General features: G+C 59.0%; 11 protein-coding genes and 1 pseudogene. 8 read left to right on the top strand and 4 right to left on the bottom strand.

What is annotated here, in order from left to right; genetic code table 11:
• Positions 1-577: 577 nt before the first annotated feature.
• The gene (locus tag H8S56_RS19640; protein WP_024685741.1) at positions 578-1,033 is read left to right on the top strand and encodes a YkgJ family cysteine cluster protein; all 456 of its coding nucleotides are present in this window, start codon (positions 578-580) and stop codon (positions 1,031-1,033) included.
• Positions 1,034-1,178: 145 nt separating this feature from the next.
• On the opposite strand, the gene typA is transcribed toward H8S56_RS19640, so the two are convergent.
• Together typA and thiI are read right to left on the bottom strand one after the other, a co-directional pair.
• On the bottom strand, positions 1,179-2,999 hold the full coding sequence (gene typA, locus H8S56_RS19635) for a translational GTPase TypA (protein ID WP_024685742.1): 1,821 nt from the start codon (positions 2,997-2,999) through the stop codon (positions 1,179-1,181).
• A 143-nt stretch (positions 3,000-3,142) separates the two neighbouring features.
• A complete protein-coding gene (gene thiI / locus H8S56_RS19630; RefSeq protein ID WP_024685743.1) occupies positions 3,143-4,597 on the bottom strand; it encodes a tRNA uracil 4-sulfurtransferase ThiI in 1,455 nt (484 codons plus the stop codon).
• Between the two features lie 334 nt (positions 4,598-4,931).
• On the opposite strand from thiI, the gene glnA reads away from it, so the two are divergent.
• The 7 genes from glnA (at position 4,932) to ntrC (ending at position 11,810) form a co-directional block, all read left to right on the top strand.
• Positions 4,932-6,338, top strand: a complete 1,407-nt coding sequence (glnA, locus tag H8S56_RS19625) for a glutamate--ammonia ligase (protein WP_024685744.1) — start codon at positions 4,932-4,934, stop codon at positions 6,336-6,338.
• Positions 6,339-6,522: 184 nt separating this feature from the next.
• Positions 6,523-6,942 (top strand): cupin domain-containing protein, encoded by a 420-nt coding sequence (locus tag H8S56_RS19620; protein WP_024685745.1) that lies wholly within the window; start codon positions 6,523-6,525, stop codon positions 6,940-6,942.
• A 108-nt stretch (positions 6,943-7,050) separates the two neighbouring features.
• Positions 7,051-7,608, top strand: a complete 558-nt coding sequence (locus H8S56_RS19615; RefSeq protein WP_024685746.1) for a chorismate mutase — start codon at positions 7,051-7,053, stop codon at positions 7,606-7,608.
• A gap of 69 nt (positions 7,609-7,677) precedes the next feature.
• Positions 7,678-8,208, top strand: coding sequence for a DUF4124 domain-containing protein (locus H8S56_RS19610; protein ID WP_050586116.1), 531 nt, complete (start codon positions 7,678-7,680; stop codon positions 8,206-8,208).
• Entirely contained in the window at positions 8,205-8,831 is a 627-nt protein-coding gene (locus H8S56_RS19605; protein WP_080265988.1) for a DUF4124 domain-containing protein, read from the top strand. The genes H8S56_RS19610 and H8S56_RS19605 overlap by 4 nt, the downstream gene beginning before the upstream one ends.
• Positions 8,832-9,291: 460 nt before the next feature.
• On the top strand, positions 9,292-10,377 hold the full coding sequence (glnL, locus tag H8S56_RS19600) for a nitrogen regulation protein NR(II) (RefSeq protein ID WP_024686098.1): 1,086 nt from the start codon (positions 9,292-9,294) through the stop codon (positions 10,375-10,377).
• The gene (ntrC, locus tag H8S56_RS19595; protein ID WP_024686097.1) at positions 10,374-11,810 is read left to right on the top strand and encodes a nitrogen regulation protein NR(I); all 1,437 of its coding nucleotides are present in this window, start codon (positions 10,374-10,376) and stop codon (positions 11,808-11,810) included. Before glnL ends, ntrC begins: the two co-directional genes overlap by 4 nt.
• Positions 11,811-12,018: 208 nt before the next feature.
• Here ntrC and mgrA read toward each other — a convergent pair whose 3' ends face one another.
• Together mgrA and H8S56_RS19585 are read right to left on the bottom strand one after the other, a co-directional pair.
• Complete coding sequence (gene mgrA, locus H8S56_RS19590) at positions 12,019-13,056, bottom strand: L-glyceraldehyde 3-phosphate reductase (RefSeq protein WP_187519557.1); 1,038 nt, start codon at positions 13,054-13,056, stop codon at positions 12,019-12,021.
• Positions 13,057-13,082: 26 nt separating this feature from the next.
• Positions 13,083-13,325 (bottom strand): annotated as a pseudogene (locus H8S56_RS19585) (aliphatic sulfonate ABC transporter substrate-binding protein); the annotation flags it as partial.
• Positions 13,326-13,387 lie beyond the last annotated feature (62 nt).

Raw genomic sequence — 13,387 nt, 5'->3', positions numbered from 1 at the left:
TTCAGCCGCCCCTGTTTCAGCGGATGTACCGGCCTCTTCGTGAGCAGGCTCACTCCCACCGGGATGTGAACTGCGCACTCCGTGGGAGCGGACTTGTCCGCGAAGACTGAGTTTCAGGCTCCACACTTTGGCTGAATGTACTGACGCCTTCGCGGACAAGTCCGCTCCCACTGGCTGACGGGACCGGTTTTCACTCTGATCTGCCCCCAAGAAGTCAGATGGGTGTCCAACTTTTGGGGTGCAGATCACTCCGTGGGAGCGGACTTGTCCGCGAAAGCCATCGTTCAAACGCCCCTGCTTCAGCGGATGTGCCGGCCTCTTCGTGAGCAAGCTCACTCCCACCGGGATGTGAACTGCACACTCCGTGGGAGCGGACTTGTCCGCGAAAGCCATGGTTCAAACGACCCTGTTTCAGCGGATGTGCCGGCCTCTTCGTGAGCAAGCTCACTCCCACCGGGATTGCCACCCGTGAGACATATCTGCACGACCGACAGTCGCCTCGACAATTTTTACTTACTGAAAAACCTTCGAGCCCGGTATGATCGCGCGCCCGATTCACCCGGAAGTCTGAACTCAAATGAAACCCACCTTGATCGCCGCCGCAGAACTCGATCGCATCGATACCTGGGCCAAGTACTCCAGCCACATGTGTGGAGGCTGTGTCTCCAGCTGCTGCACGCTGCCGGTCGAAGTGAAGATCAAGGACCTGATCCGCATCGGCATCGTCGATGACTTCGAGCGCGGTGAGCCTGCGAAGAACATCGCCAAGCGGTTGCAGAAGGAAGGGATCGTCGAGCGCTACAACCAGAAGTCCGAGATCTTCACCTTGCAGCGCATGAGCAATAACGACTGCCTGTACCTGGATCGCAAGAGCCGTCTGTGCACGATCTATGAGAAGCGCCCGGACACGTGCCGCAACCATCCCAAGATCGGCCCACGCCCTGGCTATTGCGCCTACAAGCCAAAAGCCGTCGTACGCCCTGAAAGCGGCTCGCTGAAGAACGCCACCAGCGCGCCTGTCCCCAAGTTCTGATTGATCGGCTGAAGGGGCGCGGAGCGCCCCGGCAGCATGCACGCGCAATGAACGTCAGCACGATCAAGCCTTTATAAAAGCCACACAAACAAAAACGCCCCCGGCCTTTCGACCGGGGGCGTTTTCATTCAGCGAGGGCTAAGTATCAAGCCTTGGCTTTCTTGGCAGCGCGGGTACGCTCGCTTTCGTCCAGGATCTTCTTGCGAAGACGGATGGACTTCGGCGTCACTTCGCACAGCTCGTCTTCCTGGATGTATTCCAGAGCCTGTTCCAGGGTGAACTTGACCGGTGGAACCAGAGCGATGGTCTCGTCTTTACCCGAAGCACGCATGTTGTCGAGCTTCTTGCCCTTGGTAGGGTTGACGCCCAGGTCGTTGTCACGGCTGTTCTGACCAACGATCTGGCCGTTGTAGATTTCCTGACCGTGTTCAACGAACAGCTTGCCACGCGCCTGCAGGGTTTCCAGGGAGTAGGTCAAAGCCTTGCCGGTTTCAACCGAAACCAGAACGCCGTTCTGACGGCCGGACATGTGGCCCGACTTCACGGTGTCGTAGCGATCGAAGATCGAGGTCAGGATGCCAGCACCGTTGGTCAGGGTCAGGAACTGGTTACGGAAACCGATCAGACCACGAGCAGGGATGTTGTATTCCAGACGCACACGGCCTTTGCCATCCGGCACCATGTTGCTCAGGTCGCCTTTACGCAGACCCATCTCTTCCATGACCTTGCCCTGCGATTCTTCAGGGATGTCGATGGTCACGTTTTCGTACGGTTCTTGCTTGACGCCGTCGACTTCACGAATGATCACTTCAGGACGGCCCAGGGCCAGCTCGAAGCCTTCGCGACGCATGGTTTCGATCAGTACCGAGAGGTGCAGCTCACCACGGCCGGATACTTTGAACTTGTCAGCCGAGTCGCCTTCTTCAACGCGCAGTGCAACGTTGTACAGCAGCTCCTTGTCCAGACGGTCCTTGATGTTACGGGACGTCACGAACTTGCCTTCTTTACCGCAGAATGGCGAGTCGTTGACCTGGAAGGTCATGGAAACGGTTGGCTCGTCAACGGTCAGCGGCTTCATCGCTTCAACGACGGTCGGGTCGCACAGGGTGTCGGAGATGAACAGCTCTTCGAAGCCGCTGATGCAGACGATGTCGCCGGCAGCTGCTTCTTCGACGTCGATGCGGTGCAGACCGTGGTGACCCATCAGCTTGAGGATACGACCGTTGCGACGCTTGCCGTCAGCGCTGATCGCCACAACCGGGGTGTTCGGCTTGACGCGACCGCGAGCGATGCGGCCAACACCGATCACGCCCAGGAAGCTGTTGTAGTCCAGTGCCGAAATCTGCATCTGGAAAGGACCGTCACGGTCAACTTTCGGCGCAGGCACGTGATCGACGACCGCTTGGTACAGCGGGGTCATGTCTTCGGCCATTTCGTTGTGGTCCAGACCTGCGATGCCGTTGATGGCCGAGGCGTAGACGACCTGGAAGTCCAGTTGCTCTTCGGTAGCGCCCAGGTTGTCGAACAGGTCGAAGATCTGGTCCAGAACCCAGTCCGGACGCGCGCCTGGACGGTCAACCTTGTTGATGACCACGATTGGACGCAGGCCGGCTTCGAAAGCCTTCTTGGTCACGAAACGGGTCTGCGGCATAGGGCCGTCCTGAGCGTCGACCAGCAGCAGCACGGAGTCGACCATCGACATCACGCGCTCTACTTCACCACCGAAGTCGGCGTGGCCCGGGGTGTCCACGATGTTGATGTGGTAGCCGTTCCAGTTGATCGCGGTGTTTTTCGCGAGAATGGTAATACCACGCTCTTTTTCCTGGTCGTTGGAGTCCATCACGCGCTCGTCGTTGAGCTCGTTGCGCTCCAGAGTGCCGGATTGACGCAGGAGTTTGTCTACCAGGGTGGTCTTACCATGGTCAACGTGGGCGATGATGGCGATGTTGCGTAGATTTTCGATCACTTGTGTATCTCGATCAGAGGATTCGGTCTGCTGACGGTTTAACGCCGGCGATTAACAGTTACTAGTCGGCAAAAGCCGTTACGGCTTGGCGACTGGTGTCGGGGGGCCGGTGACGCAAGCCACAGGCAAACAGCCCCGGGCACTTAGCTCGGTCGATAAACGCGCACATTGGCATGCCCCTCACTGAGCAAATGGTGAGCATGCAGGCGACTCATGACGCCTTTGTCGCAATACAACAGGTACTGGCGCGTGTTATCCAGTGCCTTGAAACGGCTGTTCAGTGCATAGAACGGCAGCGTTTGTACTTCAATGCCCGGCACCTGCAGCGGCTGGTCTTCCTGGGCATCCGGGTGACGGATGTCGATGACGACCTGACCGGCCAGCGCCTGGCTGACTTCTTCTATATCGACATTGCGGCTCAGATCGTCGATGACCCGATCGATCGAAACCAGCTTTGCGCGCTCGAGCGCCTGCTCGAGAATCGCCATGTCGAACTGTTTTTCTTCGTACTCAACGCGATTCCGCTTGGCGTTGGTCTTGGGGTTGACCGAGATCACCCCGCAATACTCAGGCATGTGCCGGGCGAAGTCGGCAGTGCCGATTTCAGTCGCCAGGTCCACGATGTCCTGTTTGTGGCTGGCAACCAGTGGCCGCAACACCAGCTTGTCGGTCGCCGAATCGATCAGCGACAGGTTGGGCAACGTCTGGCTGGACACCTGTGAGATCGCCTCGCCGGTTACCAGCACATCGATCTCCAGACGATCCGCCACGGATGAAGCGGCGCGTAACATCATACGCTTCAAAACTACACCCATATGACTGTTATCGACTTTCTGCAGAATTTCTCCGAGAACTTCCTCGAAAGGCACGCTCACAAACAGCACGCGCTGGGAGCTGCCGTACTTCTTCCAGATAAAATGAGCGACTTCCATCACGCCCAGTTCGTGGGCACGACCGCCCAGATTGAAGAAGCAGAAGTGCGCCATAAGCCCGCGGCGCATGATCTGGTAGGCCGCAACGGTGGAATCGAAACCGCCGGACATCAATACCAGGGTCTGCTCCAGCGCGCCGAGCGGATAGCCGCCAAGGCCTTTATGCTGGTCATGCACGACAAACAACCGTTGGTCGCGAATTTCCATTCTGACCACCAGATCGGGCTTTTTCAGCTCGATTCCGGCCGCACCGCACTGCTGACGCAACTGACTGCCGACGTATTTCTCGACATCCATGGAGCTGAAATCGTGTCGCCCGGCACGCCTGCAGCGCACTGCAAACATCTTGCCCGGCAGCAAGTCGGCGTAGTGCGTTTTGCATTTGGCAACGATGTCATCCAGGTCGCCCAGCGGGTACTCGGCCACCTGCAGGAAGTTGGCGATGCCCGGCATGCAGCTCAGGCGCTCGGTAATGGCCTGCAGCACTTTGGGGTCGGTCAGCCGGGTCTCCACCTCAAGGTTGTCCCATACGCCACCCACCACAATGTCCGCGTCCAGTTCCCGGAGCACGGTACGAATGTTCTTGCCCAGTTGCCGGATAAACTTCTTGCGCACCGGCGGGCTTTTGATGGTGATTTCTGGGAAAACTTTAACGATTAGTTTCATGGAAACGGTGCGTGAGGTGCCGACCAAAAAAGGGGGGCGCGGATTATAGCGGAAATTGCTCAAGGTTTAACCAGTTATCGTACAGCCAATCTTGAATGCACCAAAAAGAGTCGCCGCACTATTTCGTAGCGCTATAACGGTGCGCATTTTCCGCGATAAACCTTTTTTCACGCCCTGAAAGCCCCTGTTTGAGGCAAAAAACCCAACACAGGGCACTGGCATGCAAATTGCTCCCTTGTGAGGCAGGTTGCCTTGGCAGAGTATTCGCGCCGGCATCACCCAAATTTAAGGGGCCCAAAACCATAAGGCGGTCCCTAGCCACCCGGAGGACACCATGTCGAAGTCGGTTCAACTCATCAAAGATCATGACGTTAAGTGGATTGATCTGCGCTTCACAGACACCAAGGGCAAGCAGCAGCACGTCACGATGCCTGCGCGCGATGCGCTGGAAGATGACTTCTTTGAAGTCGGCAAAATGTTCGACGGTTCCTCCATTGCTGGCTGGAAAGGTATCGAAGCCTCCGACATGATCCTGCTGCCGGACGACGAAACCGCCGTTCTGGACCCGTTCACCGAAGAGCCGACCATCATCCTGGTCTGCGACATCATCGAACCTTCGACCATGCAGGGCTACGATCGCGACCCGCGCGCCATCGCTCACCGTGCAGAGGAATACCTGAAGTCCACCGGTATCGGTGACACCGTATTCGTAGGTCCTGAGCCAGAGTTCTTCGTCTTCGACGAAGTGAAATTCAAGTCCGACATCTCCGGTTCCATGTTCAAGATTTTCTCTGAACAGGCTTCCTGGATGACCGACGGCGACATCGAAGGCGGCAACAAAGGCCACCGTCCTGGCGTCAAGGGTGGTTACTTCCCGGTTCCACCGGTCGACCACGACCACGAAATCCGTACCGCAATGTGCAACGCCCTGGAAGAAATGGGCCAGATCGTGGAAGTTCACCACCACGAAGTTGCCACCGCTGGCCAGAACGAAATCGGCGTGAAGTTCAACACGCTGGTCAAGAAGGCTGACGAAGTTCAGACCCTGAAATACTGCGTACACAACGTTGCCGATGCCTATGGCCGTACCGCTACCTTCATGCCGAAGCCTCTGTATGGCGACAACGGTTCGGGTATGCACGTCCACATGTCCATCGCCAAAGATGGCAAGAACACCTTCGCAGGCGAAGGCTATGCCGGCCTGTCCGACACTGCCCTGTTCTTCATCGGCGGTATCATCAAGCACGGTAAGGCACTGAACGGCTTCACCAACCCGTCGACCAACTCCTACAAGCGTCTGGTCCCAGGTTTCGAAGCACCGGTCATGCTGGCCTACTCGGCACGTAACCGCTCCGCTTCCATCCGTATTCCTTACGTCTCCAGCCCACGTGGCCGTCGTATCGAAGCACGTTTCCCGGACCCGGCAGCCAACCCGTACCTGGCGTTCGCTGCACTGTTGATGGCTGGCCTGGACGGCATCCAGAACAAGATCCACCCTGGCGACGCAGCTGACAAGAACCTGTATGACCTGCCGCCTGAAGAGGCCAAAGAGATCCCACAAGTTTGCGGCAGCCTGAAAGAAGCCCTGGAAGAGCTGGACAAGGGCCGCGCGTTCCTGACCAAGGGCGGCGTATTCAGCGACGACTTCATCGATGCTTACATCGAGCTGAAAAGCGAAGAAGAAATCAAGGTACGCACCTTCGTACACCCACTGGAATACGAGCTGTACTACAGCTGCTAATCCCGTCGCGCCAGCGTTGATGAGCTGACGTTGATGGCGCAACACGAAAGACCTCCTTCGGGAGGTCTTTTCGTTTGCGGCTACCAGAAACTTTCATGAGCGTGCGGTAAACGTCTACCGACTGCAAAAAAATCCGGATGGCACTCTTGGAGGCTGAAAATCCCAGCCCCGAGGTTATTCCGATATGCATATCAAGCTCTTCGTCGCAGCCGCCTGCCTGCTGCTGGCCGGCCATGCCATAGCCAACCCTAAAGCGCAGGCCGTCGAGTCCCGAGTCCTGCTCAAAAGCACCGCTTCCTGGGACGGCACGCCCTATGCGGCCTATCCTCAGGGCCAGCCCGAACTGACGATTCTGAAAATCAACATACCTGCCAGAACCCACCTGAACTGGCACACCCACCCCATCCCGAACGCCGCGTATGTGGTTTCCGGGGAGCTCACGGTAGAGGCCCGGGACAGCGGCAAACAGATCGTCCTGAAAAAAGGCGACACGCTGGCAGAGATGGTCGGCATACCGCACCGTGGCAAGACCGGCAAAAAGCCAGTCGAACTGATCGTGTTCTACGCGGGAACGCCGCAGGCTCCTCTGTCGCAACAGCCCTGAAAATCAATTGATGGCTGGCGGCGCATGAACTTTTGTTCACCCTCCAGCGCTGGTCGTGACCAGGAACATGTCGTTTACTTTACGCCCCCCTTCAAGACGGACGTCACCATGCGCATGCTCCTGGCCACTTCATTGCTGACTCTGACCTGCATGTCCTCCGGGCTCACTTTCGCGGCTGAGCAGAAACCTTCCGCTCTGGAGCCGCTGCTCCATGCAATCAGTGAGCGCCTGACCCTTGCCGATCAGGTTGCCTTGAGCAAGTGGGACAGTGGCAAGGCGGTCGAAGATCCGCCTCGCGAGCAACAGGTCATCAGTGCCGCCCAGGCGCGTGCGGTCGAGTTCAAGCTGAACCCGGATGACGTGGAGCGGCTGTTCCGCGCCCAGATAGAAGCCAACAAGTCGGTGCAGAACGCACTGCTTGCCCAGTGGCATGCTGCCGGGCGAGCACCCGACACAGCGCGCCAGAGCCTGGTCGACGACATCCGCCCGAAACTGGACCGATTGCAGACCGAACTGCTGCAAGCCTACGCAGGCTTCCAGCCGGTTCGCGCGTCGGGCAACTGCCAGTTGCTACTGGATGCCGGGCTCAAGCGCTATCAGGTTGACCCGATTCACGATCAGGCCCTGGTGCTGGCCACGGCAGACCTGTGCACCACGAAACTGTAAGCCCGCCTGCACGACACAGGGCGAAGTGTTCTATGCTGGTGACCTTTGCCCTTTGCTGTCGAGAGCCTCATGCGTCAAAGCCTCATTTGCCTGTTCCTATTGATCAGCCTGCCTGCGATGGCGCAGATCTATAAGTACACCGATGCGAATGGCAACACGGCCTTCAGCAATCAACCACCCAATGGCATCAAGACCGAGGTCGTGGAATTACCGCCACTCAACAGCGTCGAGACACAGGCCCCTGCCAGACCGATCATGAACACCGCGCCGCAACCGACCAGTGCCCCGTCACAACCCCAGGATGCCTACAGCACGCTGGAGCTGACCGACCTGCCCACCGATGAAGCGTTACGTGCCAACAACGGCTCTTTCATCATTGGGGTGAAAATCCAGCCGCGCCTGCAACAGAACCATCGCCTGCAACTGTTGCTGGACGGCAACCTGTATGGGCAAGCCACCAACCTGCCCCGTTTTCAGGTGATGAACATTGATCGCGGCGAGCACAGCTTCGCGGTGGTGGTGAAGGACGGCGAGCGCATCATTCAGCAAAGCCAGACCATTACCCTGACCGTGCAACGCGTCCACCTCGGCAAGCCATGAAGATGCGCAGCCTGCTGCTGATAACGCTGTCACTGCTGCTCGCACTGCCAGCACTGGCAGACGTCTACACCTACATCGACGCAAACGGCAATCGGGTGTTCACCGACCAGCCGCGCAAGAACGCCAAGCGTGTCGACATCCCGCCCAGCAATAACATGACTGGCACCCCGCCGACCCGAACGCTTAAAGCCAAGCCTGCAGAGAGCAAACCGCCTGCGGTCTTTCAGTATCAGTTATTGCGGGTGCTGGTGCCCGAGCCTGACGCCACGATCAGCAGCCCCAGCGGCGACCTGATCGTGACCGTTAGCAGCGACCCGGTTCTGCAACCCGGTCACAGCTATCGCCTGCTGCTGGACGGCGTACCTGTCGGCCAGCCTGGCCGCAGCCCCGTCTTCCCGCTGAGCAACATCGACCGAGGCACCCATCAGCTGTCTGTCGAGATTTTCGACACGATGGGGCGAGTTCTGGAAAAGACGCCCAACCAGCCCTTTCACCTGCAGCGCGTCACGCTGGCTCAAAAGCGCGCCACCAACCCGTGCAAACCTGAAGAGTACGGCGTTCGCCTGGAATGCCCGCTCAAGGACAAACCCAAGCCCGAAAGCAGCATTCTGCCGTTCTTCTGAAACCGTCCTCGCCACTGAACATCACACACCGCGGGAGGCGGCTTGCCGGCGATCTGCCGGGAACCTGCAGCAAGGCCTGCGCATGCGGTATATAAAAACGCGATCTGCAAAAGCTCCCGCGCCCTCCGCACAGAGGCAGACCCCGGCATTTTCCAGCAGTCAGGTACTTGAAAAGAGATGGCCTGTGTCAAAGCACCTTTTTGGTGCGCATGTTGTGCATCCGCGCAACAATACAGCCCACTTTGGTTCAGAAGTGCCCCTGAGTCAGCGCCGTATGCGGGCACGATTTCGGAAAAAGCAGCTGTTTTGCAGAGAAAGCGCTTCTTTTCGGAGCCTTGGTTTGGTTTTTGCAACTTCTCAGGCATAGCACCCCGTCACGCACCGTAATGGTGGCTTTGCTTACGCCGACAAGCACCTGCATAGCGCGATTGCCATGTGCCAAAAGAGGTCAACACGATTCATGACTATCAGCGACGCGCTGCACAGACTGTTACTGGACAACCTGACCACTGCAACCATTCTGCTCAACGCCGACCTGCGCCTTGAGTACATGAACCCGGCAGCCGAGATGCTGCTCGCCATCAGCGGGCAGCGCAGCCATGGGCAATTCATCAGCGAACTGTTCACCGAGTCGGCCGAAGCACTGAGTTCCCTTCGTCAGGCTGTCGAACAGGCGCACCCGTTTACCAAACGTGAAGCAATGCTTACCGCGCTGACCGGCCAGACCCTGACCGTCGACTACGCCGTGACGCCGATCCTCAGCAAAGGCGAAACCCTGCTGCTGCTTGAAGTCCACCCTCGTGATCGCCTGTTGCGCATCACCAAGGAGGAGGCTCAGTTGTCCAAGCAGGAAACCACCAAGATGCTGGTACGTGGCCTGGCCCATGAAATAAAGAATCCGCTGGGCGGGATTCGTGGCGCCGCACAGCTGCTGGCGCGCGAACTGCCCGAAGAAAGCCTCAAGGACTACACCAACGTCATCATCGAGGAAGCCGACCGGTTGCGTAACCTCGTGGACCGCATGCTGGGCTCCAACAAACTGCCTTCGCTGGCCATGACCAACGTGCATGAAGTGCTCGAACGGGTGTGCAGCCTGGTCGAAGCCGAGAGCCAGGGATGCATCACACTGGTGCGCGACTATGACCCGAGCATTCCGGATGTATTGATCGACCGCGAGCAGATGATTCAGGCCGTGCTCAATATCGTGCGCAACGCCATGCAGGCCATCAGCGGCCAGAACGAATTGCGCCTGGGCCGCATCACCATGCGCACCCGCGCCATGCGGCAGTTCACCATCGGCCACGTGCGCCACAGGCTGGTGAGCAAGATCGAAATCATCGACAACGGTCCGGGCATTCCGGCCGAGCTTCAGGAAACCATTTTCTACCCCATGGTCAGTGGCCGCCCGGATGGCACAGGGCTTGGTCTGGCCATTACCCAGAACATCATCAGCCAGCACCAGGGCCTGATCGAGTGTGACAGCCATCCCGGCCACACCACATTTTCGATCTTCCTGCCGCTGGAACAAGGAGCAGCTTCGACATGAGCCGTAGTGAAACTGTCTGGATCGTAGACGACGATCGTTCCATTCGCTGGGTACTGGAAAAGGCCTTGCAGCAGGAAGGCATGACCACACAAAGCTTCGACAGCGCCGATGGGGTGATGAGTCGCCTGGCGCGTCAGCAACCGGACGTGATCATTTCCGACATCCGCATGCCGGGTGCCAGCGGCCTGGACCTGCTGGCGCGCATTCGCGAACAGCACCCGCGCCTGCCGGTCATCATCATGACCGCTCATTCGGACCTGGACAGCGCCGTGGCGTCGTATCAGGGCGGCGCGTTCGAGTACCTGCCCAAGCCGTTCGATGTCGATGAAGCCGTCTCGCTGGTCAAGCGTGCCAACCAGCACGCTCAGGAACAGCAAGGTCTGGATGTCGCGCCGACCCTGACCCGCACACCTGAAATCATCGGCGAAGCGCCCGCGATGCAGGAAGTGTTTCGCGCCATCGGGCGTTTGAGCCACTCCAACATCACCGTGTTGATCAATGGTGAATCAGGCACCGGTAAAGAGCTGGTTGCCCACGCCCTGCATCGCCATAGCCCGCGTTCGGCCTCGCCGTTCATTGCGCTGAACATGGCGGCGATCCCCAAGGACTTGATGGAGTCCGAACTCTTCGGCCACGAGAAAGGCGCGTTTACCGGCGCAGCCAACCTGCGTCGTGGTCGTTTCGAACAGGCTGATGGCGGTACGCTGTTTCTTGATGAAATCGGCGACATGCCTGCCGATACCCAGACCCGTCTGCTGCGAGTGCTGGCAGACGGCGAGTTCTATCGGGTCGGCGGTCACACGCCGGTCAAGGTCGATGTGCGCATCATCGCCGCGACCCACCAGAATCTGGAAACCCTCGTGCAGGCCGGCAAGTTCCGTGAGGACTTGTTCCACCGCCTGAACGTGATCCGCATTCACATCCCGCGCATGTCGGACCGTCGCGAAGACATCCCGACCCTGGCCCGCCACTTCCTGAGCCGTGCGGCACAAGAGCTGGCGGTCGAGCCGAAACTGCTGAAGGCCGAGACCGAGGAATACCTCAAGCACCTGCCCTGGCCGGGCAACGTGCGTCAGCTGGAAAACACCTGCCGCTGGATCACGGTCATGGCCTCGGGTCGTGAAGTGCACATCAGCGACCTGCCGCCTGAACTGCTCAGCCTGCCGCAGGACGCCGCGCCGGTCACCAACTGGGAACAGGCCCTGCGTCAGTGGGCAGATCAGGCCCTGTCGCGCGGTCAGTCCAGCCTGCTGGACAGCGCTGTGCCGACGTTCGAACGCATCATGATCGAAACCGCCCTCAAGCACACCGCCGGCCGCCGCCGCGACGCCGCCGTGCTGCTGGGCTGGGGCCGCAACACCTTGACCCGCAAGATCAAGGAGCTGGGCATGAAGGTCGATGGTGGGGATGACGACGAGGGTGAGGAAGGCTGACCGACCTGTCTGAACGCCGATCGTGCCCACACAGTACGCTCGGCGTCATACGCAAGGCTTACTGGATAAATGCAAACCTTGCCGGCGATAGCGTCAGGCCAGTCACTCACGGGGTGACTGAAAAACGTATCGCCGGCAAGCCGCGTCCCACGGGCTTTATATTCGCCCAACGGGATTTGTGCAGAGCGTGGGAAAGATCCAGCTCAAATCACTCAGCCAGCGAAGGTTTCTCCCACAGGTTGATACCGCCTTCCACCGCAAAGCTGTCGATCTCGGTCAGTTCGTCTTGACTGAACGACAGGTTTTTCAGGGCACCGACGTTCTCGATGATTTGCTCGGGACGGCTGGCACCAATCAGCGCTGACGTCACGCGTGGGTCGCGCAGTGTCCAGGCCAGGGCCATTTGCGCCAGGCTCTGGCCGCGACGCTGGGCGATTTCATTCAACGCACGCACGTGGGCAATGTTCTGCTCGGACAGGTGCGAGGCCTGCAACGAACCGCCGCCCGGACGATTGACCCGCGCATCCTTGGGCACGCCATTAAGGTACTTGTCCGACAGCAACCCTTGGGCCAGCGCCGTAAAGGCAATCACACCCGCGCCCAGCTCTTCCGTCGCATCGAGCAGGTCTTTCTCGACCCAGCGATTGAGCAGGTTGTAGGCCGGCTGGTGAATCAGCAACGGCACTTTCCACTCTTTGAGCAGCGCGGCCATTTCCCGGGTCTTGGCACCGGAATAGGACGAGATGCCGATGTACAGCGCCTTGCCCTGCTGCACAGCAGCGGCCAGTGCGCTGGCGGTTTCTTCCAGCGGCGTATCCGGGTCAAAGCGGTGCGAATAGAAAATATCAACGTAATCCAGCCCCATGCGCTGCAGGCTTTGGTCGAGGCTGGCCAGCACGTATTTGCGCGAACCACCGCCCTGCCCATAAGGCCCCGGCCACATGTCCCAGCCCGCCTTGCTAGAGATGATCAGCTCGTCGCGGTACTGCTTGAAGTCTTCGCGCAGCAGACGGCCGAAGTTGATCTCGGCGCTGCCATAGGGCGGGCCATAGTTGTTGGCCAGGTCGAAATGGTTGATGCCCAGATCGAACGCCGTGCGCAGCATGGCGCGCTGGGTGTCGATAGGTGTGCTGTCACCGAAGTTGTGCCACAGGCCCAGCGACAGCGCCGGCAGGACCAGCCCACTGCGGCCGGTACGGCGATAAGGCATGTCGTTGTAGCGATGTTCGGCAGCGATATACGTCATTGAATCCTCTCTTGTCAGGGGGACACTCAAGGCCTGTTCCACACGGCCTGCTGGATATCGACCCGCTTGGGCACCAGGTGGTTGTCGTAAAACAGATCAGCGGTCGCCTGCTGCGCACGCACGATTTCCGGCGTGATGGGCAGGCTCGGCGATGTAGCGCGATGATCAAGATACTGAGTGATCACCGCTTCGGACAAGCCCATGCTGCGCGCCAGAATCTGGATGCTCTCGGCGCGCTGCGAGCGGCTCAGGGGATCGGCAGCCGTCAGGTAGATCGGCTGGACACCCTTGAAGGTCAGCCCGGCTTTGTTCAGCGCCCCCAAGCATTCAG

Source organism: Pseudomonas triticifolii, assembly GCF_014358015.1.
Lineage (GTDB): Bacteria > Pseudomonadota > Gammaproteobacteria > Pseudomonadales > Pseudomonadaceae > Aquipseudomonas > Aquipseudomonas triticifolii.
The sequence above is the reverse complement of the archived record's forward strand: the minus strand, read 5'-3'. Positions and strand labels throughout refer to the sequence as shown.